This window comes from Sphingomonas ginsenosidivorax (assembly GCF_007995065.1).
GTDB classification, from domain to species: Bacteria; Pseudomonadota; Alphaproteobacteria; order Sphingomonadales; family Sphingomonadaceae; genus Sphingomonas; species Sphingomonas ginsenosidivorax.
Map to the genome: position 1 here is coordinate 1,392,965 of NZ_VOQR01000001.1, position 25,147 is coordinate 1,418,111.

Consider the following 25,147-nt stretch of genomic DNA (forward strand, 5'->3'; position numbering starts at 1 on the left):
GCCCCCGCCCGGTCGCCCCGGTCAGCCGAGCGCGGCGACGATGTCCTCGATCGTGGCATTGGCGACGCCGCGGCGTGCGAGATGCGTCGCCATCCGGTCCCACCAGCCGTGGAACCGCGCCAGGTCCGCTGCATCGCGCACATAGGGCGTATGGCCGGGCACCAGCGACGGCGAATGGAACGAAAAGGTCAGCAGGCGCACGCCATCGTCCACGGCAACGTCGACCGCCTCGATCGCCGCCTCGATCGGCATGTCCTCCGGGGTCAGCGCGATCCGTGACAGCAGCCCCGCGCGGGAGAACACGCCGCGGCCCCGCGGAACGCGACCGAGCGCCCGGTGCAGCGGCGCGCCGTACCGCCGCAAACCGCCGGTGAACACCGTCGTCAGCGGCAGTTCGACCAGCCCGCCGGTGCGATAGGCGCCGCTGTCGAGCGCCGTGAAATCGGGCCCGCCATCCGCGCTGTAGTCGTAGCCGGGACGCACCGAGCTATCGATCCGGTACCCGCGCTCGGCGAGCAGCGCGACCGTGCGCGGCCCGATCCCGTAGCGCCCCGCGCGATAGACGCGCGGCCGCCGGCCGAACGCGTCCGCGACCCGGTCGGTCAGCGCATCGATCTTCGCCGCCTCGAGCGCCGGGAGCAGGTTCCCCGCATAGCTCGTCACCGGCGTGACGGGTTCGTCGAATGGCGGGTTGACCCAGGGGTGGAGCTGAGTCCCGATCTCGGAGCGGCCATCTTCCACCACGCGCGACAGGATGGCGACGGCGGCGGGATCGGTCGCGATCGGATGGTCGATCAGGCAGGCGAGCGCGATGCCGTGGTCGACGAACCGGCGATGCGCATCGGCAAATCCCGCCATCGCCGTCGTCGCGCGGTTCGCCCTATCCAACGGCTTGCGCCAATCGAACTCCTCCTCGACGTCGACGAAGACGGTGTAGCGCGTGCCGAACGACGCCGGCCACGCCACTCTCTGCGCGTCGGTGGCGGGCGGTACGCGGTACGCGGGCCCGGCGGTCACCGGACGGTGTCGGACGCCTGCCCCAGACCGCGATCCCGTGCCGAGGGCAGGCGCAGGGTCAGGCGATTAACATCGATCGTGAGCCCACCGCCCAGCTCGCCGGCGAGGTTCTGCACCAGCCGCAACGTGAAGCCCGTGCCTAGCAGCGGTGCGCCCTCGATCTCGTCCTCGGCATCGATGCTGAGCAGCGTGTCGCCCGCATGTGCCGGAAGCGCGCGCGGGCGATCGAACGCCAGTGAGACCTCGCCGGCCGCGGTGCCCGTTGCGATGCCGATCCGCTCGCCCTGCCCGCAGGCCGAGACGAGCGCGGCCAGCAGGCGACCGACCAGCCGCTCGACGACGCGGTCGTCCCCTGCGATGGCGCAGTCCGAACTGCCCGGATCGACCAGCAGCGTCGCGCCACGCAGGCTCGCGAGCGGCGCCAGGTCGCGCACGACACGCTCGAGCAGCGGCACCACCGGCACGATCGTCGGGCGCAGGTCGAGCGCGTGCCCCTCGATCCGCGCGGCGGTATCGAGGTCGTCGATCGCGGCGAGCAGGTCGCCGGCCTGGGTGCGGATCGCGGTCGCGCGCTCGCGATAGGTCGGCGACACCGGCCCCAGCAGCTCGGTCTCGATCAGTTCGGCAAAGCCGGCGATGGCGTTGGTCGGCGTACGCAGTTCGTGGACCAGCTGGCGCAGCGAATCGGAGACGGGCGACGTCGCCGCCATCCGTTCCGCGACCTCGTCGGCGCGCGGCCGGCGCGCGGTGCCGCGCATGCCCGTGAAGCGCCCGCTGTCGTGATCGAACGCCGGGATCCCCGACATCCGCCACGCGCCCGCCGCATCGGACTGCCCGCCGACCTGCAACCGTGCATCGCCGAAGCGCGACCGGCGCCGGAAGGCACCGGCGACGACGCCGTCGACCTGCGCGTCGCCCTGCCGGGTGGCGTGTGCCAGCGAGACCCCGACCAACGGCGAGCGCGTGACCCCCTCGATCCAGCGGATGACGCCGCTCGCGTCGGTCTCGAACCGGAAGCTTTCCGCCTCGACCCGTGGCGCGACCGGCGGCGCAGGGGGGATCACCCGGTCGCGATTGAAGGCGTCGATCCGCGCGACCAGGTCGGAAATCTCGAACCGCGCGGGGTCGCTCGATCGCTCGGCGGCGATGTGGCGGAACGCCTGCGCGACCACCGGCAGGCCACGGGCGATGTCGCCGAGCGCCATGAACGGGGTCTCGCTGAGCGGTGCGGCCACGACGCCGGGCGTCGCGACAGGCGCAGGCACGGGCTCGACCGCCGGGGCGGACTCCACCACCGTCTCGACCACCGGTTCGACGAAGGTCTCGGCGACCAGCTCGGGCTGCGGCAGAACGAAATCGACCGCACCGAAACTCTGCAGCCCCCGCGCGACCTCGGCGGGCAGGTCGCGGCGATGGCGCAGCACCGACCGCCCCGTCGGCGACAGCCGCGGCAGCAGGCCGAGCCAGTCCGCCGCAGGCAACGTCACCATGCGCAGCACGGGCGCGGCGATCGCCAGTTCGTCCTCGGCGAAGAACCCGACCAACGCGGCCCCGGGCGACGCGAACGCCAGCGCACGCGCACTCGCGGCGCGTACGCTCGCGGGCACCGCCTCGCGCAGCACGCGCAACCGCTCGATCGCGGACTCGTCCGCGACCGCACGCCCGCGACCCATCAGGTCGACCAGCTGGCGCCATGCCGACTGCGCGCCGAAGCCGGTCGCCATGTCGGCGGAAAGCACCGTCTTCAGGCTGTCGTCGAACCGCACAGGCACCCCCGGACCGACGCTTCGGGAACGCGCGCCGTCGCCCTGCACTACCGCGCTCCACACGCGGAAGGAACAGGCGATTTCATCGCGTCGCAATGTGGGACAATTGCGTTTCGCCGCAATTATCTTATCGCTATGGGGGTGTGTGACAGCGCGGATCGCAATGTCTTGGGAGTAATGCTGAAATGACTTTTGACCGGATCGATCGGCAGATCCTGTCGCTGTTGCAGGCCGACGGCCGGATGACGAACGTCGATCTCGCCGATCGCGTCGGGCTGACCGCGCCGCCCTGCCTGCGCCGCGTCCGCGCGCTCGAAGAAGCCGGGGCGATCCGAGGCTACCACGCCGATCTCGACGCCGGGAAGCTCGGCTTCCCGATCACGGTGTTCGCGATGGTCAGCCTGCGCAGCCAGGCCGAGCACGACCTGACCGCGTTCGAGCAGCATATCGCCGATGTTCCCGAAATTCGCGAATGTCATATGCTGAACGGTGAAATCGACTTCATCCTGAAGATCGTGGCGGCGGACCTGAAGAGCTTTCAGGAGATCCTGACGACGCATCTGACGCCCGCGCCGAACGTCGCGAGCGTGAAGACCTCGCTGACCATCCGGACCGCAAAGGCGTTGTCGGGCATCCCCGTGACGCTGGACTGACGCGCCAGCGGGCGCGCCGTTATCCCGGCGGCGCGCTTACCGGGAAGCCAGCTGCATCCCGGTCTTGCGAACCCACTGCGCCATCTGGTCGCCCGCGTTCAGGCGGACGAAGCAGGTCCCGCCGCGCGCACGATACTGGCGGCAGACCGAATCGGCGTCTGCACGGCTGAACCCGCCAACCGACAGGCGATAGAAGTCCTCACCCTTCGCGCGGAAGTTCATCCCGTTGGGCGTGTGGCCGGCAAAGGCGGCGAACCGCCGCGTCGCCCGACCCCAGGCATCCTTGGCAACGCCCGCGCTGTCGAACGCGCCGAGCTGGACGAACCAGTTGCCGGTCGCGGGCTTGCGTGCCGTGTCCGCAACCGTGGCCGCCGGGCGCGATGCCAACGCGACCTTCATCGCGCCGGCCGGCCGCAACAGCATCGCGGGCAGCGCCTGGACGACTTCCTGCCGCGGGGCATAGGTGATCTTCGTCGCGCCGTTCGCAGCCGGGGCCATCGCAACCGCCACCGGCGACGTCGCCATCGGGGCTTCGGCAACCGGCGCGACCGCGGCCAGCGCCTGCGGATCGGCATCGCGCGCGACCGGCGCGGTGTTCAACGCGAGGGCGACCGGCTGGCCGCCATCCTGCACCGCGCGCACGCCGAGCAACCCTGCGACCTGGTCGGACGCCCTGGCGGGCTGCGCGAACGCCGCCCATTGCTCGAGCCGCGCATCGACGTCGCCCGGCGCCATGTCGGCTGCCGCGACGACGCGTGCCGCCTGCCAGTTGCCCGCCAGCGCGAAACTGAGCGCCAGGTTCTGCCGGACCTTGGCCGTCGTCGCAGGCGAGCGCGCCAGCGCGGTCAGCACCTCGATGCCCCCCGCCGTATCACCCGCCAGCGACAGCGCCAGCCCGCGATCGCTCGCCGGGATCACGCCCGCATAGGTCGCAAGCGTCGTCCGCGCGGCCTGCCAGTCGCCGGTCGCGACCTGCGACAGCGCCAGGTTGAGCGCCGCCTTGCCGTTGCCCGGCGACAGCGACAGCACGTCGCCATAGGCCTGCGTCGCCGACGCGAACCGCCCGCCCTGCATATAGCTCTGCGCCAGCAGCTGCCGATATTCCGCCGACCGCGGCATCAGCGCGACCGCGCTCTCGGCAAAGCCGATCGCGGCCTGTCCGTTGTTCTTCGCCAGCGCACTCTGTGCACGGCCCGCATTGCTCGCCGCGCTCTTGGCCGCCAGCGCGCCGGCACGATCGCTGGCCGACGCCACCCCGTTGCCGTTCGCCGTGCATCCGACCATCGGGCCGCCGAGCACCAGCGCGGACAGACCGGCCATCAGGAATTTGGTCTTCATCGGAAGAGCCCCTATTTCGCCGTCTTTGCCGACGGCAGCTGCGCGATCAACGCGTCCACCTCCGGCAAGGACGAGAGGAATGCGTCCAGCGCCTGGGTCACAAGCTTCTGGGACGAAAGATTGGTGACCGCGCTCGCCAGCCGCAGCCGCAGATGGCGCTCGGTCTCGAGACGCAGCGTGAACGCGGCCTTCGACTTCTTGGTCAGTGCGGCACTCTCGCGCCCGATCCGCGTCGCGGTGGCGACCGACACCAGCTTCACCGCGACCGGTGCGGCTTCCGATGCCACGCGCTCGATCTCGGCCTTCAGTTCCTCGCGTTCGACGAGCACGGCGGGCACCGGCACGGGGGCAGGCACCGGCGTATGAACGGCCTGATCCGGCTCGGGCGCACCCATGTCGTTCCAGCCGAGATCGTCGGCGGTCGACGCCATCGTCGCGAACCCGCCGCCGAACCCCTGCGGGCGCATTGCCGGACGTGCGGTACCCTTGCGCGCGAGCAGCGTCGACGACAGCGACGCGAGAGCCTTGGGCTGTGCCATCACCCGACCACCCGGCGACCGAAGCCGCTCGACGCGCTGCGCTGGCCGTAGGCGGCGGGCGCGGTCGGCACGCTGAACACCGTGCGGCGGAAGTTCTTCTCGAGCCGGTCGGAGATATAGACCCACAAGGCGGTGATCTCGGCGGCCGACTTGCCCTTGGGGTCGACCTCCATGACCGTGCGGCCGTCGATCATCGACGCGGCGAAATCGGTGCGCTGGTGGATCGTGATCGGCGCCACCGTGCCGTGCTGCGACAGCGCGACCGCGGCGTCGGCGGTGATCCGCGCCTTGGGAGTGGCGGCGTTGACGACGAAGATCAGCGGCTTGCCCGCGCGCTCGCACAGGTCGACGGTCGCGCCCACCGCGCGAAGATCGTGCGGGCTCGGCCGGGTCGGCACGACGATCAGCTCGGCGACCGCGATCACGCTCTGGATCGCGACGGTGATCGCCGGCGGCGTATCGATCATCGCCAGCTTGAAGCCCTGCTGGCGCAGCACCTCGAGATCGGCGGCGAGCCGGGCGACGGTCGTCTGGGCAAAGGCGGGATATTCCGCCTCGCGCTCGTTCCACCAGTCGGACAGCGAGCCTTGCGGATCGATATCGATCAGCACGACCGGACCTTGCCCGGCCAGCTGCGCCTGCACGGCCAGATGTCCAGACAGGGTGGTCTTGCCCGACCCCCCCTTTTGTGATGCCAACGCCAGAACGCGCATAGTCCCCCGAACTCCGCCAATTGACCGGAGCAATGGCACGCCGGGGGCTAAGAACCGGTTAACGCGGCATCACGACCCGATATGGTGAATATCCCGTTTCCCTTCCCCTTTGCGTTCGCTGCGGAAGGGCGGCATTATGCGGGCATGGACTTGGTTGGGGTGGGACGATGCGGAAGCTGATTTTTGGCGCGGTGGCGGCGGGGCTGATGGGCGCGGCGCTGCCTGCCGGGGCGGACGTGAAGGCCGGCGTCGATGCCTGGTCCAGGGGAGACTTCCTCAAGGCCGTCGCCGAATGGCGGCCGCTCGCGATCGCCGGCGATGCCGACGCGCAGTTCAACCTGGCGCAGGCGTACAAGCTCGGTCGCGGCGTGCCGCTCGATCCGGGGCTCGCCGAGAGCTGGTTCCGCAAGGCCGCGGTCCAGGGGCACCTGCAGGCCGAGGACAATTACGGGCTCGCGCTGTTCCAGTCGGGCAAGAAGACCGAGGCGCTGCCGTGGCTCGAGAAATCGGTCGCGCGTGGCGAACCTCGTACGCAGCTGGTGCTCGGCACGATGCTGTTCAACGGCGACGGCGTCGCGCGCGACTATCCCCGCGCCTATGCGCTGATGACGCGCGCCTCGGCGTCGGGGCTGCAATCGGCCTCGCAGACGCTCGCGCAGATGGACCAGTATATCTCGCCCGCGGATCGCGAAAAGGGCACAGCCCTCGCCCAGCAATATGCCGCGCAGACCCGCATGACGCCTGCGCCGACCGGCACGCGCCCGCGCCAGACGGTCGCCAACGAACGGCCGACCGCACCCTCGCGCCAGCCCGCGCCGCAGGTCGCTGCCGCGCCGCCACGCCCGACGGTCGCCCAGACCACGGCCGCATCCGCGCCGACGCGCACGACGCCGCCGCGCGCTACCCCCGCTCCCGCGACGCGACCGGCGCCGGTGGCAAAGCCTGCTCCGACGCCCAAGGCCGTGGCGAAGGCGCCACCGAAGCCCGAGCCCAAGCCCGCGGCCCCTTCGGGCAACTGGCGGATCCAGCTCGGCGCGTTCGGTACGCCCGGCAATGCCGAGGCGCTGTGGAACCGCATCCGCGGCAAGCTCGGCGGCGCACAGCCCTATTACGTCAAGGCCGGCACGGTGACCCGCCTCCAGGCCGGCGGCTTCGGCTCGAAGGCCGCGGCGACGCGCGCCTGCGCCGCCTCCGGGCAGCCCTGCGTCATCGTCGCACCCTGACACGGATCAATAGCCCCGCTAGGTCGTTCCGGTCTGACATCGACCGGGAGAAAGATGTAATGCGTTTCACGAAATTCGCGCTGGCGGTTGCCGGCGCTGGCCTGGCCTGCGCCTGTTCGCCAAGCTCGACGACCGCGGGCAATGCCGCCGATACCGGAGCCGGCGACACCGTCTCGATCCGCAATCTCGCGGAAACCGAGGTCGCCCGGCCGGCGCGCGAGCCCGACCGGATCGCCGGCCGGTTGATCCCGACGCCGTCGGACAGCGGCTCGCGCTATTATCTGCTGCGCGAGCGCAAGGCGCTGACCGACACGCACATCGCCATCATCCGGCAGGAGCATGCCGGTCGCGTCGCCTATGCGCGCGCGGAGGTCGATTGCGACAAGCGCCTGTTCCACGTCCTCGGCACCGGGCCCAACCGCGCGCTGGTCGAAACCAACATCGCGCATGACGGGCCGCTGCGGCCGATCAAGGGCCTGCCGCTCCGCGAGGAACTGGCGCGCTATGTCTGCGAGGTCGCGGGTACGCCGCTCAAGGCCGCCTGATAGCCGTCATCCCGGGTTCGTCCCGGGATCCAGGGTTGTAGGCCTCAGCGTTCGTAACCCTGGATCCCGGGACACGCCCGGGATGACGCAATCAAGCCAGAACCCACTCGCTCCGCGCGATCCCCTGCGCATACAACAAAGCCGTCAGGTCCCCGTGATCGATCCGCGCCGCCGCCGCCGCCGCGACGATCGGCTTGGCGTGATAGGCGACCCCCAGCCCCGCCGCCTCGATCATCGCGAGGTCGTTCGCGCCGTCGCCGACCGCCAGCGTCGCCTCGGGCGCGAGCCCGTGCTCGGCGATCGCCGCCTGCAGCGTCGCCAGCTTGGTGTGCGACCCGACGATCGGCTTGGTCACCGTCCCCGTCAGCGCCCCGTCGGCGATCTCAAGCACGTTGGCGATCGCGCGCTCGAACCCGATCTCGGCGGCCACGGGTTCGGCAAACCGCGTGAACCCGCCCGACACCAGCACCGTCCGCGCGCCCCGCGCCCGCATCGTGCCGACCAGCGCCTTCGCCCCCGGCATGATCGTCACCCGCTCGGCCAGGCAGCGCGCGATCTCGCGCTCGTCCAGCCCCTCGAGCAGCGCCACGCGCGCGTCCAGGGCCGCCTCGAAATCGAGTTCGCCACGCATCGCGCGTTCGGTGATCTCGGCGATCTGCGGCTTGATCCCCGCATAGTCGGCGAGTTCGTCGATGCATTCGACCGTGATCATCGTCGAATCCATGTCGGCGATCAGCAGCGTCTTGGTGCGCGAGAAGCTCGGCTGCACGACGACGTCGGTCCGCGCGAACGCGCCCTCCAGCGCGCTTCGCGCGGCGTCGGGTGCCATGCCGAACAGCAGGTCGGCGGCGTACCCCTCGTCGATCCACCCCTGCCCGGCCGGCGCGCAGCCCGCCGCGGCCAGGCGGTCCATCGCGCTCGAAATATCGCCTGCGGTCAGCGTTCCTGCTGCTATCAACGTTGCGATGAACATGGTTATCTCCGACCGTCCGAGGGTCGCGCTCATCGCAGGGCCGACCGCCAGCGGCAAGTCCGCGCTCGCGGTCGCGATCGCCCGCGCGCATGACGGCGTCGTCATCAACGCGGACTCCGCGCAGGTCTATGCAGACCTCCGCATCCTCACCGCGCGCCCCTCGCCCGAGGAAGAAGCGCAAGCCCCCCACGTCCTGTTCGGCCATGTCGACGCCGCCGACACCAGCTACTCCGCCGCGCGCTGGGCGTCCGAAGCGCGCGCCGCGATCGAGACCGCGCTGGGCGAGGGCAAGCTCCCGATCCTCGTCGGCGGTACCGGCCTCTACCTTCGCACGCTGATCGACGGCATCGCGCCGATCCCGGACATCGACGCCGACATCCGTGCCACCGTCCGCGCGCTCCCCGTCGCGCAGGCACATGCCGCGCTGGCGCTAGAAGACCCGCACGCCGCCCAGCGCCTGTCTGCCAACGACACCACCCGCGTCGCCCGTGCGTTGGAAGTCGTCCGTTCGACCGGTCGCACGCTCGCCGACTGGCACGCGGTCCCGACCGGCGGGATCGGCGATCGCATCGCGCTCGGCGCCGGCATCCTCCTCCCCGACCGCGACTGGCTGTTCGACCGAATCGACGCGCGCGCCGCGCAGATGCTGGACGCTGGTGCGACCGACGAGGTCGCCTGCCTGCTCGCCCGCGCCGACCTGCCCCCCGAGGCCCCGATCCGCCGCACCATCGGCGTCCCCGAGATCGCGGCGTTGCTCGCCGGAGGGGCGGACCATACGACCACCCTCGACGCGCTGCGCCTCGTCACCCGCCGCTACGCCAAGCGCCAATATACCTGGTTCCGCAACCAGCCCCCCGCCGCCTGGACAAGGCTATCGGATTCAGAGCAGGCGCAGCAATTCGCAACAATGTTTCAATAGATACGGTTGACGCGCACTATAAATACCATTAGCCGCAGCCCCCACAGGGCGCTAAGGAGCCCGCACAACCACGAAGGACGTAGTGACATGGCCGAGAAAAGCGGAGCCGATATCCTGATCGAGGCGCTGGGCGATCTCGGTGTGGAGGTCGTCTTCGGCTATCCGGGTGGCGCCGTGCTGCCGATCTACGACGCGCTGTTCCGCGCCAACGCGAACGGCTCGCGGATCAAGCACATCCTGGTGCGCCACGAACAGGCCGCTACGCACGCCGCCGAGGGCTATGCCCGCTCGACCGGCAAGCCAGGCGTCGTGCTCGTGACGTCGGGCCCCGGCGCGACCAACGCGGTCACCGGGATCACCGACGCGCTGATGGACTCGATTCCGATGGTGGTGATCACCGGCCAGGTGCCGACCGGCCTGATCGGCACCGACGCGTTCCAGGAGGCCGACACCGTCGGCATCACGCGTCACTGCACCAAGCACAATTATCTCGTGAAGGACCCGGCGAAGCTCGGCAGCGTGATCCACGAGGCGTTCCACATCGCCACGTCGGGCCGCCCCGGCCCGGTGGTCGTGGACATCCCCAAGGACGTCCAGGTCGCCACCGCGCGCTATGCGAAGCCCGGCCCGATCCAGCACAAGACCTATCGCCCGCAGGTGAAGGCCGACCAGAAGCAGATCGAGACGCTGGTCGACATGATCGCGGCCGCCGAACGCCCGATCTTCTACACCGGCGGCGGCATCATCAATTCGGGTCCGGCAGCGTCGCAGCTGCTGCGCGAGCTGGTGCGCCTCACCGGCGTTCCGGTGACGTCGACGCTGATGGGCCTCGGCGCCTATCCCGCGAGTGGCGAGCACTGGCTCGGCATGCTCGGCATGCACGGCACCTACGAAGCCAACATGTCGATGAACCAGGCCGACCTCGTCGTCGCGCTCGGGTCCCGCTTCGACGACCGCGTGACCGGCCGCCTCGACGCGTTCAGCCCGAACAGCCGGAAGGTGCATATCGACATCGATCGCTCGTCGGTGAACAAGACGGTGCGCGTCGACCTCGCGATCATCGCCGATGTCGGCCACGCGCTCGAGGACATGGTGCGGATCTGGAAGGCGCGCCAGCACCCGAAGCCCGACACCACCGAGTGGCAGCAGCGCATCAAGGGCTGGCGCGCGATCAAGTGCCTCGACTTCCCCGAGACCGCGGACGAGATCGCACCGCAGCGCGCCATTCGCGCGCTGTGGGAGGCGACGCACGCGCGCAACCCGATCATCACCACCGAGGTCGGCCAGCACCAGATGTGGGCGGCGCTCTATTACGGGTTCGAACAGCCGAACAAATGGCTGACCAGCGGCGGCCTCGGCACGATGGGCTACGGCCTGCCCGCCGCGATCGGCGCGCAGCTCGGCAACCCGAACGCGCTGGTCATCGACATCGCCGGCGAAGCGTCGATCCAGATGAACATCCAGGAGCTCGCCACCGCCGCGCAATACCGGCTGCCGGTCAAGATCTTCATCCTCAACAACGAATATATGGGGATGGTCCGCCAGTGGCAGGAGCTCACCTATGAGAGCCGCTATGCAGAGAGTTACAGCGATTCCCTGCCGGACTTCGTGAAGCTCGGCGAGGCCTATGGCTGGAAGGGCATCCGGATCGAGACCAACGACGAGCTGGACGCCGGGATCGCCGCGATGCTCGACCATGACGGCCCGGTGATCGTCGACTGCCGCGTCGCGAAGCTCGCCAACTGCTTCCCGATGATCCCGAGCGGAGCGGCGCATACCGACATGATCCTCCAGGCCAACGAGGTCTCGGGCACGATGGACGACGAAGCGAAGGCGCTGGTTTAATGAAGAACAACGCGAAACTGCTCCCCTCCCGCATGCGGGAGGGGCTGGGGGAGGGCCTGTCCGACGCACGCGCGTCGTTCGGGACATGCCCTCCCCTAACCCCTCCCATGAATGGGAGGGGGATCTGATGCACATCACCACCGCCCCCACCGAGCGTCACACGCTCGCCGTCGTCGTCGACAACGAACCCGGCATCCTCGCCCGGATCGCCGGCCTGTTCACCGCGCGCGGCTACAACATCGAGAGCCTGACGGTGAGCGAGATCACGGCGGACAAGTCGGTCAGCCGCATCACCATCGTCACGTCCGCGTCCGCGGCGACGATGGAGCAGATCCTCGCGCAGCTCGACCGGCTGATCCCGGTCCACAGCGTCACCGACCTGACCGCGCTCGGGCCGCACGTCGAACGCGAGCTCGCGCTGGTGAAGGTCCGCGGCACCGGCGACCACCGGATCGAGGCACTCCGCCTCGCAGACGTCTACCGCGCGCGCGTGGTCGACGCGACGACGTCGAGCTTCGTGTTCGAGGTCACCGGCGGCCGCGAGAAGATCGACACCTTCGTCACGCTGATGGCGGAGGTCGGCCTGATCGAGGTCGCGAGAACCGGCATCGTCGCCATCGCCCGCGGCAAGGACGCGGCGTAACCTAAATTCCTCGTCACCCTGAACTCGGTTCAGGGTCCACCGTGCCCCGATCGCCAACGCCCGGGGCGCGGTGGATGCTGAAACAAGTTCAGCATGACGGCAATCTTCGAGAACGAAAGGACCTACCCATGCGTGTCTATTACGATCGCGACGCCGACCTGAACCTGATCACCGACAAGAAGATCGCCATCGTCGGCTACGGCTCGCAGGGCCACGCCCACGCGCAGAACCTGCGCGATTCGGGCGTCAAGGACGTCGCGATCGCGCTGCGCGAAGGCTCGGCCACCGCAAGGAAGGCGATCGACGCCGGCTTCGCGGTCAAGTCGAACAAGGACGCCGCCGCCTGGGCCGACATCGTGATGATCCTCGCCCCCGACGAGCATCAGGCGGCGCTCTACGCCGACGACCTGCACGACAACCTCAAGCAGGGCGCGACGATCGCGTTCGCCCACGGCCTCAACGTGCATTTCGGCCTGATCGAGCCGCGCGCCGATCTCGACGTCATCATGATCGCGCCCAAGGGCCCCGGCCACACCGTGCGCAGCGAATATGTCCGCGGCGGCGGCGTCCCCTGCCTGATCGCGATCCACCAGGACAAGAGCGGCAATGCGCACGACATCGGCCTGGCCTATGCCAGCGGCGTCGGCGGCGGTCGCTCGGGGATCATCGAGACCAACTTCCGCGAGGAATGCGAGACCGACCTGTTCGGCGAGCAGGCCGTGCTTTGCGGCGGCATCACCCACCTGATCCAGGCGGGGTTCGAGACGCTGACCGAGGCCGGCTACGCGCCCGAAATGGCCTATTTCGAGTGCCTGCACGAGACCAAGCTGATCGTCGACCTGCTCTACGAGGGCGGCATCGCCAACATGCGCTATTCGATCTCGAACACCGCGGAATATGGCGACATCACCACGGGCCCGCGGATCATCACCGAGGAAACCAAGAAGGAAATGAAGCGCGTCCTCGCCGACATCCAGTCGGGCCGCTTCGTCAAGAACTTCATCCTCGACAACCGCGCCGGCCAGCCGGAGCTGAAGGCGGCCCGGAAGCAGGCGCTGGCGCATCCGATCGAGAAGACCGGGTCCGAACTGCGCGCGATGATGCCTTGGATTGGGAAGAACGCGCTGGTGGACAAGGCGAAGAATTAAAGGCGTCAGGCGACAATACTCATCCTCCCCCGCCAGGGGGAGGTGGCAGGCGCAGCCTGACGGAGGGGGCGGTAAGCGATGCAACCGTTCCGTGTCCGCCCCCTCCGTCACCTTCGGCGACACCTCCCCCTTGCGGGGGAGGATTCTGCCTGTTCCCCCGCGAAAGCGGGGGTCCAGGAGCCCCAAGCGCCACCGCCCGCAACCCTGGACTCCCGCCTTCGCGGGAGAACAGCTCGGCGAGGCGGCGCCGCACCCCGAACCCCACCCCGGCGAAGGCCGGGGCCCAGCTGGGGGACTCGCATGGCGGCGGACGATCCTCCGTTATATCCACCTTCCCAACTGGACCCCGGCCTCCGCCGGGGTGGCGTCATGGCAAAATTGAGTCTGTCCTACACGGCCAGCCAATGTCATCCTCCGCCCATGACTCGCGCATTCTCCCCTAGCGACCACACCGCACCCCGGCGCAGCCACCCGAGCCGCCCCCCGCGAATTTTCGCCGTTCTCGGTAAGTTCGTAAACTTACCCCACGGCGCCAACCGCCCGAAACCTCCAACCCAAGGGGTACGTAGCGTGAAGTTCCTCAACTTCCGCGGCCGCGCGCGGTCTCTCGCGAAACGCTCCGTTGCCACAACGACGTTTGACGCCAGCCCCCCGCTCGGCCAGCATCCCGCCATCAACAGGAGACCCCCCATGCGCCTCATTCTCGCCGCCGTCCTCGCCGTCACCGCCGCCCCGCTGCTCGCGCAGGGCCTGCCGGGCGCCCCCGACAAGACGCGCGTCGCCGCCGGCACCTATGCCGTCGACCCGAACCACACGCAGGTCACGTGGCAGGTCAACCACATGGGCTTCTCGATGCTCGAGGGGCAATTCGGCGCGTCGGGCGGCACCATCACGATCGATCCGGCCAAGCCCAACGCGACCAAGGTCGAGGTGAGCTTCGCCACCGACCAGCTCTCGGTCACCGCGCCGGCCTTTGCCAATCACCTGAAGTCGAAGGACTTCTTCGACGTCGCCACCAATCCGACCGCGACCTTCGTCTCGACCGGCGTCGTCGCGAGCGGCAACACCGCCAAGATCACCGGCAACCTGACGATCAAGGGCATCACCAAGCCCGTCACGCTCGATGCGACCTTCGTCGGCGCAGGCGGCAACCCGATGAACAAGAAAGTCAATTTCGGCTTCCGCGCGACCGGCTCGATCAAGCGCAGCGATTTCGGGCTCGGCATGGCGGTGCCCGTGGTGTCGGACAAGGTCGACCTGACGATCAACGCGGCCTTCTCGGCCAAGTAATCCCCGTTCCCCCGCGAAAGCGCGGGCCTGAGAGTCGCGCGCGCCTGCGCACGTGACCCCGGGCCCCCGCCTTCTCGGTAGAACAACCTACTGGACAAGGGCCGCGCCCCTCCGATAGGGCGGTCCCCAGATGATGCGTCCGCTGCTCTCGCTACGACTTACGCGCCCTTAGGCGCGTCACCGTTTCGCGCGCCCGCTATGGCGCGCCCAGCGCCTAAGGGCTGACCCATACGCTCCCGAACACGAGAGACCGGCCATGCTGCGCGACCCATCGACCAAGTACCGACCCTTTCCCCAGGTAGATTTGCCCGACCGTCAGTGGCCGTCCAAGACGATCACCCAGCCCCCGCGCTGGCTGTCGACCGACCTCCGCGACGGCAACCAGGCGCTCATCGACCCGATGGACGCGGAAAAGAAGACGCGGTTCTTCGACCTGCTGATCAAGGTCGGCCTCAAGGAGATCGAGGTCGGCTTCCCGAGCGCCGGCGCCACCGAATTCGACTTCATCTCAGGCCTGGTGAAGACTGGCCGCATCCCCGACGACGTCCTGATCCAGGTCCTGACGCAGTCGCGCCGCGACCTGATCGAGACCAGCTTTTCGAGCCTGATGGGCGCGAAGGCCGCGATCGTCCACCTCTACAACGCCGTCTCCCCCGCCTGGCGCAAGATCGTCTTCGGCATGGACCGCGCCCAGGTGAAGCAGATCGCGATCGACGGCGCCAAGGTGCTCCGCGACGAGGCCGCCAAGCAGCCCGACACGCAGTGGCATTTCGAATACAGCCCCGAGACCTTCTCGACCGCCGAACTCGATTTCTCGGTCGAGGTCTGCGAGGCGGTGATGGACATCCTGATGCCCACGCCCGGGCATCCGCTGATCCTCAACCTCCCCGCGACGGTCGAGGCCGCGAGCCCCAACGTCTATGCCGACCAGATCGAATGGTTCGGCAAACACATTCGCAACCGCGACTCAATCGTGATCAGCCTGCACCCGCACAACGACCGCGGCACCGGCGTCGCCGCCGCAGAGCTCGGCCTGATGGCGGGCGCCGACCGCGTCGAGGGCTGCCTGCTCGGCAATGGCGAGCGCACCGGCAACTGCGACCTCGTGACCGTCGCGCTCAACATGTACACGCATGGTGTCGACCCGAAGATCCACTTCGACGACATCGACGAGATCATCAACACCGTCACCTATTGCAACCAGCTGCCCGTCCATCCGCGCCATCCCTATGCGGGCGACCTGGTCTTCACCGCCTTCTCGGGCAGCCACCAGGACGCGATCAAGAAGGGCTTCGCCGCGCAGGACGCGCGCAACGACGATTTCTGGGAAGTCCCCTACCTGCCGATCGATCCCGCCGATCTCGGCCGCTCCTACGAGGCGGTGATCCGCGTGAACTCGCAGTCGGGCAAGGGCGGCGTCGCCTGGGTGATCGAGCAGGACAAGGGCCTCAAACTCCCCAAGCGCCTCCAGGCCGATTTCAGCCGCCACACCCAGGCGCTCGCCGACCGGACCAGCAAGGAACTCGACGCCAGCGACATCTGGAGCCTATTCGAGCGCACCTACCTGCCGCAGGCCACCGACCGGTTCGTGCTGCGCGACTATGAGGAGAGCGGCCAGGTCGGGCACCGCCTGTTCGTCGGCCATGTCGCGGTCGACGGCGAGGACCGGTCGATCTCGGGCCGCGGCAACGGCCTGATCTCGGGCGTGATCGCCGCGCTCGGCGAGAGCACCGGCCCGACGCTCGACGTGGTGGACTATAACGAGCACGCGATCGGCCACGGTGCCGATGCGCAGGCCGCCGCCTATGTCGAATGTCGCACTGCCGACGGCCGCACGGTGTTCGGCGTCGGGATCGACGGCGACATCGCCACCGCCTCGGTCCGCGCCGTTCTGAGCGCCGCCAACCGAGCCTGACGTGCTGCCCTCACCCTTCCCACCCGGCTGCGCCGGGCGGGCCCCTTCCCTCTCCCGTTGGGAGAGGGAGAGACGGCGAAGCCGGCGATGGGTGAGGGCAGGCGCGCTTACCGCTCGCGCGAAATCTCGCATCCGACCGCGGCATCCGGATACACGTCGGTCTTCATCGTCCGGACCCGGACCCGCCGGACCCGGGCATCCCCCAGGCACAAAGCCGCGATCGCCTCGCACAGCGTTTCCTGCAGCGCGAACTTGCGCTCCGTCAGCGCCAGCACGCCCGCGCGGACGAAGTCATAGTCGAGCACCTGCTCGATCGCGTCCTCGCGCAGCGGCTCGGGATAGACCACGGTCATCTCGATCGAGACCATGACCCGCTGCGGCTCGACCTCATGCGGATGGATGCCGAGCCGGATCGCGATCGACAGGCTGTCGAGGATCGTGGTGAACTCAGCCACCGCGCGTCTCGAACATCACGTCGCGGGCGGACGGCAGAAACCGCTGCCCGCAATCGACGTACAGGTTCTGCCCGGTGACGCCGCGCGCGCGCATCAGGTACGCGACCGCATCGGCCACGGCTTCCGCACCGACCGGCCGCTCGAGCAGGTTGCGGCTGGCAACCGCGGCGAACTCCGCTTCGGTCTGGTCCCCGCTCGGCAAGGTCAGCCCGGGCGACACCGCATTCACCCGGATCCGCGGCCCCAGCGCCTGCGCCAGCATCGTCGTCGCCCCCTCCAGCGCGACCTTCGCACAGGTGTAGGAGAAGAAATCGGGGTTCAGGTTCGCGACCTTCTGGTCGAGGATGTTGACCGCGCTCGCATCCGCCACGTCGTCCTGTCCCGCCAACGCCGATGCCAGCGCCGCCGGTGCACCGCAGTTGATCGCGGCAAGCTCGGCGAACACCGACGGATCGATCGCCCTCGGTTCGTCGAACGTGAACCGCGACGCCGAATTGACCAGTCCGTCGATCGGTCCCCCGGCGGCGTCCCGCGCCGCGGCGAACAGCGAGGCGACGCCCGGCAGATCGGCAAGGTCCCCGACGATCGTGGCCGCCCGGCCGCCGGCGCGCTCGATCTCGGCGGCGAGATCGACCATCGCCCGATCGGCATGCCCCTGGTGGATGATTACGGCATGCCCGTCGGCCGCGAGGCGCCGCACGATCGCGGCGCCCAGTCGCCTCGCGCCACCGGTGACCAGGACCGTTCGCGTCACGCCCTGGCGCCCATCAACGCCAGCACCTCCTTGCGGCTGCGGTCGTCGTCGCGGAACACGCCCATCATCCGGCTGGTCACCATCGTGACGCCCGGCGTCCGTACGCCGCGCGCGGTCATGCATGCATGGCTCGCCTCGATCACCACGGCCACGCCCAACGGCTTCAAGTTATCCCAGATACAGTCCGCGACTTCGGCGGTCAGCCGCTCCTGGACCTGCAGCCGCCGCGCGAAGCCGTGCAGCACGCGCGCCAGCTTGGAAATGCCGACGACATGGTCGCGCGGCAGATAGGCGATGTGCGCCTTGCCGATGATCGGCGCCATGTGGTGCTCGCAATGCGACTGGAACGGGATGTCCTTGAGCAGCACGATCTCGTCATAGCCGCCGACCTCCTCGAACACGCGCTCGAGATGGCGCGCGGGATCGTCGGCATAGCCGGCGCAATATTCCTTCCACGCGCGCGCCACGCGCCGCGGGGTGTCGACCAGCCCCTCGCGATCGGGATCGTCCCCCGACCAGCGGATCAGCGTGCGGATCGCCTCGGCGACGTCGGACGGCACCAGCGGCTTGCCGTCCGTGTCGATCTGATCGTGGCCTAGCGACGGGTAGGTATCGGACATGCGCAGCTCCACAGTTTCACGACGGCATAGCTCAACTCAAGCGCGCTGCGTGCCACTCAACATGATCCGCTATGAACGTCGAAACGAAGCTATAGCTATGATCATAGCCCGGCTGCATCCGCAGCGTCAGGGGAATTCCGGCCGTCTCGCAGGCCGCCGCCAGTAGTTCGGGCTTCAACTGCTCGGTCAGAAAAGCGTCCGCCTGCCCTTGATCCACCAGGATTTCCTCGGCGCGCGCACCATCCTCGATGAGCGCGCACGCGTCATAGGCACGCCAGGCGGCACGGTCCGGACCGAGATATCGCTCCAGCGCTTTCTCGCCCCAGGGGCACCGGAGCGGCGATGCGATCGGGGCGAACGCCGAGATGCTGCGAAACCGGTCCGGGTTCCGCAAGGCGATCGTCAGCGCGCCGTGGCCGCCCATCGAGTGCCCGGTAATCCCCTGCCGCGCCATGTCGACCGGGAAGTGCGCGGCGATCAGGGCCGGCAGTTCGTCCTCGACATAGCTGCGCATCCGGAAATTGGTCGCCCAAGGGTCTTGCGTGGCGTCGACGTAGAAGCCTGCACCCTGCCCGAAGTCATAGGCGTCGTCGTCGGGCACGCCGTCGCCGCGCGGGCTCGTATCCGGCGCGACGAAGACGATCCCCGCCTCCGCACAGGCGCGACGATACTCGCCCTTGTCCATGACGTTGGCGTGGGTGCACGTCAGTCCCGACAGATACCACAGCACCGGCAGGCGCGCGCCGTCCTGATGCGGCGGCACATAGACCGCGAAGGTCATGTCGGTGCCGGTGACGGTCGAGGCGTGGCGGTACACCCCCTGAACGCCCCCATGGGCCTTGGCCGTCGAGATGGTTTCCATGCGCGCCTCCGTCGTGTCGACCATCGTCAGTAGATCACGACGCTGCGGATGCTCTCGCCCGCATGCATCAGATCGAACCCCTTGTTGATCTCGTCCAGCGTCAGCCGGTGCGTGATCATCGGGTCGATCTGGATCATGCCGTTCATGTACCAGTCGACGATCTTCGGCGTGTCGGTCCGCCCGCGCGCGCCACCGAACGCGGTGCCGCGCCAGTTTCGCCCGGTGACGAGCTGGAACGGCCGGGTCGAGATCTCCTTGCCCGCCTCGGCCACGCCGATCACGATCGACGTGCCCCAACCGCGATGGCACGCCTCGAGCGCCTGCCGCATCACCGTCGTGTTGCCGGTCGCGTCGAAGGTGAAGTCCGCGCCACCGTCGGTCAGCGCGACGATGTGCGCAACGATGTCGCCCCCCAAAACCGATGGGTCCTTGGGGTTCGCGAAATGCGTCATGCCGAAGCGCCGGCCCCATTCCTCGCGGTCGGGGTTGATGTCGACGCCGACGATCATCCCCGCGCCCGCCAGCTTCGCGCCCTGGATCACGTTCAGCCCGATCCCGCCCAGCCCGAACACCACGACCGTGTCGCCCGGCTGCACCTTGGCGGTATGCACCACCGCGCCGACCCCGGTCGTCACGCCGCAGCCGATATAGCAGCTCGTGTCGAACGGCGCGTCGGTCCGGATCTTCGCGACCGCAATCTCCGGCAGGACCGTGAAGTTCGAAAAGGTCGAGCAGCCCATGTAATGGAAGATCGGCTGGCCCTTGTAGCTGAACCGCGTCGTCCCGTCGGGCATCAGGCCCTTCCCCTGCGTAGCACGGATCGCGGTGCACAGGTTGGTCTTCTGGCTCAGGCACGACTTACACTGGCGGCACTCGGGGGTGTAGAGCGGGATAACATGATCGCCGACCGCGACGCTGGTCACGCCCGTGCCGATCTCGCGGACGATACCGGCGCCTTCATGGCCCAGCACGCTCGGGAAAAGGCCTTCCGAATCAAGTCCGTCCAGCGTGTAGGCGTCGGTGTGGCAGATGCCCGTCGCCATGATTTCGACCAGAACCTCGCCGGATTTCGGCCCCTCGAGGTCGAGTTCGACGATTTCCAGTGGTTTTTTTGCCTCGAAGGCAACGGCGGCGCGGGTTTTCATGGCAGTCGATCTCCTGGGTTCGCGCCTGATGCCGCCTGATCGTGCGTTCCGCAACCGCCGCGACACGCAACCAAAACCGTCGTCGGGCGATTAATTCAGCAAGACCAAGGAGATGGGCTGATGACGAAGGCAAAGGACGACGAACCCAAAAAGGGCGACGAGGTCACCTGGAACAGCCATGGCGGCACCGCTCACGGCAAGGTCGTGAAGAAGCAGACCAGTGACACGACGATCAAGAGCCATACCGTACGCGCGTCGAAGGACGATCCGCAGTACATCGTAGAGAGTGACAAGGGCGGAAAGGCAGCGCACAAGGCGTCCGCGCTCAAAAAAGCGTGACCAACCGCGCCCTTGCGAAGCGGCATGCGGCGCGAACAGGAAGGAATGCTTATGGCTACAGCTCCCAAGACCGGCGGCATCCACGCCCCCGTTCAGCCCTCACCCGAACTCGCCGAGATCGTCGGCAAGGACAAGCTGCCCCGCAGCGAGGTCATCAGCAAGGTGTGGGTCTATATCAAGGAGCACAACCTCCAGAATCCCGAGAACAAGCGCGAGATTCTGGCGGATGAGAAGCTGAAGAAGGTCTTCGGCCGCGACAAGTGCACGATGTTCGAGATGAACAAGTACATCGCACAGCACGTCAAGGCGTAAGCCTGTCGCAAGCGGCGGTCGTTACCGCTGGGTAACGCCGCCGCTTGATCGACCCTCCCGCTCGGCTTAGAGGCCGATGAGAGTGCCCCCGTAGCTCAGCCGGATAGAGCGACGGTTTCCTAAACCGTAGGCCGCGTGTTCAAATCTCGCCGGGGGCACCAGCTTTCGAACCCACCACGTCCGGCTATCGCGTCGCCTTCTCGAAGGAAGGCGAGCGCGGTCGGGTTGTGACCGCGCTCGATCGATCAGCGGAACTTGCCGCTCAGCTGCACGCCGATGACGCGCGGCTCGTTGAAGACGGCGGCCATGTAGTTTTCGATGACGCCCTTCAGGTTCTTCTCGTTGGTGATGTTGCGCGCGAACGCGGCCAGCTCCCAGCTGTCGTCCGGTGCGGCATAGCCGACCTTCAGACCGCCCTCGAAGTTGCCGTTCGCAGTGAACTCCCTGGTCTTGTACAGCACGAACTGCGTGTAGCCCTGGATATTGAAGTCGCCGGCGATGAACACGCGCGCGCCGTTGCCGACCGGCTGGTCGTAGCGCGCGGTGATGTCGACATTGTACTCGGGCGCGTTGGGCAGCGGGTTGCCGTTGATCTGCGCCAGCACCGCGGGCGACCCGAAGATCGTCCGCGTGATCGTCGGATCCTCGACCGTGCACACCACCACGCCATTGAGCGCGCAGACCTGCGCATAGACGCGTGTGTCCTTGATCTCGCTGTGCAGCAGGCTGAGGCCCAGGCCCAGCGACAGGTTGCGCACCGGCCGCCAGTTGGCCTCGCCCTCGAAGCCGTACGCGTCCGCCTTGTCGGCATTGAACAGCACGCCGTTGCCGTTGGCGTCGTTGCCGTTCAGCTGGATATCGCTGACCCGGTAGCCGAAGATCGTGCCGTTGAGCGTCAGCGTGTTGTCGAGCAGCCTGGTCTTGATGCCCGTCTCCCACGACAGGATCGTCTCGGAATCGGCGGTCGTGAAGTCCGAATTGAACACCGCCGATCGACCCTGGATCGTCGGCCCGCGGAAGCCGCGCGCGACCCGGCTGTACAGGCTGACGTCGGGGCTCGCCTCATACAGCACGCTGACGTCCCAGCTCGGCTGGGTGTCCTTGAGCGTCACGTCGCGGCGCCCGCTCGCGGGATACTGGTTGACGCCCGCCGCGGTCGCCGAGGTCTTGAGGAGCTGCGTGCGCTTCTTGTCCTCGGTGATCCGCCCGCCGGCGGTCAGCGTCAGTCTGTCGTCGAGCTTGTAGCTCAGCTGGCCGAACCCGGCCCAGGACGTGTTGACGTCGTGCAGCCGCACCCAGTTGTTCGGGTTCGGACCCACCCCGTTGAGGTCGGGGCGGACGAGGAAATAGCCGCGCTGGTAGAAGTCGGTGATGTCGCGGCTTTCGAAATACATGCCGCCGACCTGCCAGTTGAAGCGATCGCCGCCGGGGCTGGCGAGCCGCACTTCCTGCGTCCACTGGTCGAGATCGCGGATCTGGCCCTGGCTCTGGCCATAGGACGGACGGCCCGGGAAGTTCGCGGCCGCGCCGCCATCGGTATCGCCGCGGCTGAAGCCCGACGTGGTCTCGTAGGCGGTGATCGAGGTCAGGACTGCGGGCCCGAAATCGTACGACGCGCGCGCCGAGCCGCCATAGGTGTTGTAGCTCTGCGGGTTGTCGTTGCCTTCGTCGAGCGAAACCGAGCCGCGCGGCTCGTTCTCGACGCTGTTCGAGCCCTTGCGCAGCGCACCGCGGTGGAACAGCGTCGAGGTGCCGTCATACCAGCGCGCATGCCCCGACAGGTCGACCGAGAACTTCTCGCCCGGCGTGAACAGCAGCTGCCCGCGTACGTTGCGGTCGTCGAAGCCACCCATAGCGTTCTTGCGCGGCGTCGCGGTGTTGTCGGCGCTGACCCCGTTGAAGCGGTTGTCGACGAAGTTCGCGCGGTGCTGGACCAGCGTCGAGAGGCGGAACGCGAGCAGCCCGTCGATTAGCGGTCCGCCGAAGCCGGTGTCGAGGTTGGTCGTGTAGTTGGTCCCGACCGACATCGTCGCGCGTCCCTGGAACGTCTGGGTCGGCTTGTAGGTGTCGAACTTGATGATGCCGGCCGTGGTGTTGCGCCCGAACAGCGACCCCTGCGGCCCGCGCAGAACCTCGACCTGCTGGACGTCGTAGACCGGGTTCGACTTCAGCACGACATGCTCGAGCACGACGTCGTCCTGGATGATCGACACCGGCTGCGACGCGCCGAGATAGAAATCGATGTTGCCGAGGCCACGGATGTAGAAGCGCGGGAAGATGCGGCCGGTGGTCGTCTCGACGTACAGGCCGGGGACGCGGCCCGACAGCGAGAGCAACGTGTCGTCGCCGCCCGACGTGTAATCGCGAAGCTGGTCGCCGGCGACGACGCCGACCGATACCGGCACCTTCTGCAGGTTCTCGGACCGCCGCTCGGCCGTCACGACGATGTCGCCGACGCCGTCCTCGGGCGTAGCAGCCATAGCATCCTGCGCGGCCTGGGTGGTGCTGACGTCCTGCGCGTGGGCGATGCCCGGGCAGGCCAGCACGCCGAGCGCGCCGGTCAACAGGAAGCGGGTCCGCAAGGCGGCAATCTTGGTCACGAAATTCCCCTTTGAAGTCTGCAAGGTGCCCTGGTCCGGCTACGTCGTTCGATCGCGTAGCGGTACGTCACACAGCGCGGCCCTTACGGGGAGAATGTGACATGTTCGCGGCATGCAGACGGCCCTTGTCGTCTGCGCTGCGGAAGCCTGTTGCAGGCGAGCTACGCGGACCCGCCCGGCGTCCTACCGCCGGGCGAAAGGCCGCATGATCCTCACGACGCTGCAATCAGGCGGGGACCATGACGCTCAGCAGGTCGTCGATACTTGCGGCAGCGAACGCGGTATATTCGTCGCCGATCGCATAGGGCAGCAACACGCGGCGCCCGACCAGCAGCCCCCCGCAGCTATAGGTGACGTTGGGAACATAGCCGCCACGCTGCTCCGCGCTCGGGAACAGCAGCGGCGACGCAGTGCGGGCCAGCACCCTGGAAGGGTCGTCCTTGTCGAGCAGGCAAGCGCCGATGCAATAGCCGCGGACCAGCCCGACGCCGTGCGTGAACACCAGCCAGCCCTCGTCGATCTCGAGCGGCGACCCGCAATTGCCGAGCTGGACGAATTCCCACGGATATTTGGGCGCCATGATCGGCGCGCCCTGTTCCCAGGTGTACAGGTCGTCGGACCGCAGCAGCCAGATATTCTCGCTGTCCTGGCGGCCGAGCATGACGAACTGCCCGTCGATGCGCCGGGGGAACAGCGCCATCCCCTTGTAGCCGGTCATCGCGCCGTTCAGCGGGCGCATCTCGAAGGTGCGCAGGTCGACCCCGCGCAGCATCTCCTGGCGGACCGACTTGCCGTCGAACGCGGTATACGTGCCGATGACGCTCTGCGTGCCGTCATGGTCGGTGAAGTTCACCAGCCGCAGATCCTCGACGCCCTGATGCTGACTTGGCAGCACGGGGAAGATCACGGTTTCGGACACGTGCTGGCTGTCGTCGCATTCTAAACGGACCCATTCGCCCTCGGTCCGGTCGATCCGCGGCGGGACGCCCTGCGCGCTGGGGGGATGGATCACCAGCGCGTCGCCGGGGCCCCAGACGCCGGTGCGGAACGTGACTGACGAGATATGGCCCTCGCCGATGCCGCGCAGCGACAGCAGGAACTCGACGCTGCCATCCGCCGCCGGTTCCTGGTCCGGGATATGGACGATGCTCGGGTTGAACAGCGCCGCGGACTCGAACGCATATTCCTGGCTGAAATAGGCGCCGATCAGGATCTGCTCGTCACGGTCGGTCGCTACCGCGCCGAGCCGGTCCTCCACCTCGGCATAGCGTCGCAGGAACACCTGTTCGGCACCCCGATGACGCGCGTTCATCGGTGCGGCGAGCAGCGTTCGCATCCGCACCCGGACCTCGGGATCGAGGCCCTGCAGGCGCTGCATGACCATTTCCGGACGCGTCGGCCGCCCCGCCTCGAACGCAGCGGGATAGGTGAAGTCGAACGGCCGGATCACCGTCCGCGAGGGATCGGGCTTCAGCTCGACGTCGAGCTTGGTAAATACGTCGGCAGCTTGCATCATCGACCGGATCCCTCGAC

The 25,147-nt window shown here is 68.2% G+C and carries 24 protein-coding genes and 1 tRNA gene; 12 read left to right on the plus strand and 13 right to left on the minus strand.

Translation table 11 applies throughout. From position 1 onward, the window contains the following. Nucleotides 1-21: 21 nt before the first annotated feature. Nucleotides 22-1,017, minus strand: a complete 996-nt coding sequence (locus FSB78_RS06215; RefSeq protein ID WP_242008072.1) for a polysaccharide deacetylase family protein — start codon at nt 1,015-1,017, stop codon at nt 22-24. Beyond that, a complete protein-coding gene (locus tag FSB78_RS06220) occupies nt 1,014-2,783 on the minus strand; it encodes a sensor histidine kinase (protein ID WP_242008073.1) in 1,770 nt (589 codons plus the stop codon). Before FSB78_RS06220 ends, FSB78_RS06215 begins: the two co-directional genes overlap by 4 nt. A 185-nt stretch (nt 2,784-2,968) precedes the next feature. Here FSB78_RS06220 and FSB78_RS06225 point away from each other — a divergent pair, with 185 nt between their 5' ends. Next, nucleotides 2,969-3,436 (plus strand): Lrp/AsnC family transcriptional regulator, encoded by a 468-nt coding sequence (locus FSB78_RS06225; protein ID WP_147080913.1) that lies wholly within the window; start codon nt 2,969-2,971, stop codon nt 3,434-3,436. Nucleotides 3,437-3,472: 36 nt separating this feature from the next. Here the strand turns inward: FSB78_RS06225 and FSB78_RS06230 are convergent, their stop codons facing one another. The 3 genes from FSB78_RS06230 to FSB78_RS06240 are packed head-to-tail and all read right to left on the minus strand — an operon-like array spanning nt 3,473 to nt 6,026. After that, entirely contained in the window at nt 3,473-4,774 is a 1,302-nt protein-coding gene (locus tag FSB78_RS06230) for an SPOR domain-containing protein (protein ID WP_147080916.1), read from the minus strand. An 11-nt stretch (nt 4,775-4,785) separates the two neighbouring features. Then, entirely contained in the window at nt 4,786-5,313 is a 528-nt protein-coding gene (locus FSB78_RS06235) for a hypothetical protein (RefSeq protein ID WP_147080919.1), read from the minus strand. After that, complete coding sequence (locus FSB78_RS06240) at nt 5,313-6,026, minus strand: ParA family protein (RefSeq protein ID WP_147080922.1); 714 nt, start codon at nt 6,024-6,026, stop codon at nt 5,313-5,315. Before FSB78_RS06240 ends, FSB78_RS06235 begins: the two co-directional genes overlap by 1 nt. A gap of 167 nt (nt 6,027-6,193) precedes the next feature. Here FSB78_RS06240 and FSB78_RS06245 point away from each other — a divergent pair, with 167 nt between their 5' ends. Together FSB78_RS06245 and FSB78_RS06250 are read left to right on the plus strand one after the other, a co-directional pair. Further along, complete coding sequence (locus FSB78_RS06245) at nt 6,194-7,249, plus strand: SPOR domain-containing protein (protein ID WP_147080926.1); 1,056 nt, start codon at nt 6,194-6,196, stop codon at nt 7,247-7,249. 59 nt (nt 7,250-7,308) lie between these two features. Beyond that, a complete protein-coding gene (locus tag FSB78_RS06250) occupies nt 7,309-7,794 on the plus strand; it encodes a hypothetical protein (protein WP_147080929.1) in 486 nt (161 codons plus the stop codon). Between the two features lie 91 nt (nt 7,795-7,885). Here the strand turns inward: FSB78_RS06250 and serB are convergent, their stop codons facing one another. Further along, nucleotides 7,886-8,767, minus strand: a complete 882-nt coding sequence (serB, locus tag FSB78_RS06255) for a phosphoserine phosphatase SerB (protein ID WP_147080932.1) — start codon at nt 8,765-8,767, stop codon at nt 7,886-7,888. On the opposite strand from serB, the gene miaA reads away from it, so the two are divergent. The 6 genes from miaA to leuA all read left to right on the plus strand — a co-directional run bounded on the left by miaA (nt 8,766) and on the right by leuA (nt 16,527). Beyond that, entirely contained in the window at nt 8,766-9,686 is a 921-nt protein-coding gene (miaA, locus tag FSB78_RS06260) for a tRNA (adenosine(37)-N6)-dimethylallyltransferase MiaA (RefSeq protein ID WP_147084052.1), read from the plus strand. The two genes, serB and miaA, sit on opposite strands and share 2 nt — an antisense overlap. A gap of 87 nt (nt 9,687-9,773) precedes the next feature. Then, nucleotides 9,774-11,531, plus strand: a complete 1,758-nt coding sequence (locus FSB78_RS06265; RefSeq protein ID WP_147080935.1) for an acetolactate synthase 3 large subunit — start codon at nt 9,774-9,776, stop codon at nt 11,529-11,531. Nucleotides 11,532-11,658: 127 nt separating this feature from the next. Next, nucleotides 11,659-12,174, plus strand: coding sequence for an acetolactate synthase small subunit (ilvN, locus tag FSB78_RS06270; protein ID WP_147080937.1), 516 nt, complete (start codon nt 11,659-11,661; stop codon nt 12,172-12,174). 128 nt (nt 12,175-12,302) lie between these two features. Then, on the plus strand, nt 12,303-13,322 hold the full coding sequence (gene ilvC / locus FSB78_RS06275; protein WP_147080940.1) for a ketol-acid reductoisomerase: 1,020 nt from the start codon (nt 12,303-12,305) through the stop codon (nt 13,320-13,322). A 690-nt stretch (nt 13,323-14,012) separates the two neighbouring features. Continuing rightward, complete coding sequence (locus tag FSB78_RS06280; RefSeq protein ID WP_147080943.1) at nt 14,013-14,612, plus strand: YceI family protein; 600 nt, start codon at nt 14,013-14,015, stop codon at nt 14,610-14,612. 256 nt (nt 14,613-14,868) lie between these two features. After that, nucleotides 14,869-16,527 (plus strand): 2-isopropylmalate synthase, encoded by a 1,659-nt coding sequence (gene leuA, locus FSB78_RS06285; protein ID WP_147080946.1) that lies wholly within the window; start codon nt 14,869-14,871, stop codon nt 16,525-16,527. A gap of 107 nt (nt 16,528-16,634) precedes the next feature. On the opposite strand, the gene FSB78_RS06290 is transcribed toward leuA, so the two are convergent. Genes FSB78_RS06290 through FSB78_RS06310 form a run of 5 tightly spaced genes read right to left on the minus strand, consistent with a single transcriptional unit; the run spans nt 16,635 to nt 20,363 of the window. Beyond that, nucleotides 16,635-16,982, minus strand: coding sequence for a dihydroneopterin aldolase (locus tag FSB78_RS06290; protein ID WP_147080949.1), 348 nt, complete (start codon nt 16,980-16,982; stop codon nt 16,635-16,637). Then, a complete protein-coding gene (locus FSB78_RS06295; protein WP_147080952.1) occupies nt 16,975-17,736 on the minus strand; it encodes an SDR family oxidoreductase in 762 nt (253 codons plus the stop codon). Before FSB78_RS06295 ends, FSB78_RS06290 begins: the two co-directional genes overlap by 8 nt. Then, nucleotides 17,733-18,356 (minus strand): GTP cyclohydrolase I FolE, encoded by a 624-nt coding sequence (gene folE / locus FSB78_RS06300; RefSeq protein WP_147080955.1) that lies wholly within the window; start codon nt 18,354-18,356, stop codon nt 17,733-17,735. The genes FSB78_RS06295 and folE overlap by 4 nt, the downstream gene beginning before the upstream one ends. A 31-nt stretch (nt 18,357-18,387) precedes the next feature. Continuing rightward, the gene (gene fghA, locus FSB78_RS06305; RefSeq protein ID WP_147084053.1) at nt 18,388-19,218 is read right to left on the minus strand and encodes an S-formylglutathione hydrolase; all 831 of its coding nucleotides are present in this window, start codon (nt 19,216-19,218) and stop codon (nt 18,388-18,390) included. A 26-nt stretch (nt 19,219-19,244) separates the two neighbouring features. Beyond that, entirely contained in the window at nt 19,245-20,363 is a 1,119-nt protein-coding gene (locus FSB78_RS06310; protein ID WP_147080958.1) for an S-(hydroxymethyl)glutathione dehydrogenase/class III alcohol dehydrogenase, read from the minus strand. A 120-nt stretch (nt 20,364-20,483) separates the two neighbouring features. Between FSB78_RS06310 and FSB78_RS06315 the strand changes: the two genes are divergently transcribed. The 3 genes from FSB78_RS06315 to FSB78_RS06325 all read left to right on the plus strand — a co-directional run bounded on the left by FSB78_RS06315 (nt 20,484) and on the right by FSB78_RS06325 (nt 21,175). Then, a complete protein-coding gene (locus tag FSB78_RS06315) occupies nt 20,484-20,702 on the plus strand; it encodes a hypervirulence associated TUDOR domain-containing protein (protein ID WP_147080961.1) in 219 nt (72 codons plus the stop codon). 51 nt (nt 20,703-20,753) lie between these two features. After that, a complete protein-coding gene (locus FSB78_RS06320) occupies nt 20,754-21,014 on the plus strand; it encodes an SWIB/MDM2 domain-containing protein (RefSeq protein ID WP_147080966.1) in 261 nt (86 codons plus the stop codon). A gap of 84 nt (nt 21,015-21,098) precedes the next feature. Next, a tRNA-Arg gene (locus FSB78_RS06325) sits at nt 21,099-21,175 on the plus strand. A gap of 84 nt (nt 21,176-21,259) precedes the next feature. Here the strand turns inward: FSB78_RS06325 and FSB78_RS06330 are convergent. Both FSB78_RS06330 and FSB78_RS06335 read right to left on the minus strand, forming a co-directional pair. Continuing rightward, the gene (locus tag FSB78_RS06330; protein ID WP_422396677.1) at nt 21,260-23,614 is read right to left on the minus strand and encodes a TonB-dependent receptor; all 2,355 of its coding nucleotides are present in this window, start codon (nt 23,612-23,614) and stop codon (nt 21,260-21,262) included. A 226-nt stretch (nt 23,615-23,840) separates the two neighbouring features. Beyond that, nucleotides 23,841-25,127 carry a glycoside hydrolase family 130 protein gene (locus tag FSB78_RS06335; protein ID WP_147084055.1) on the minus strand — a complete coding sequence of 429 codons (1,287 nt, stop codon included), beginning with the start codon at nt 25,125-25,127 and terminating at the stop codon, nt 23,841-23,843. Between the last annotated feature and the right edge of the window lie 20 nt (nt 25,128-25,147).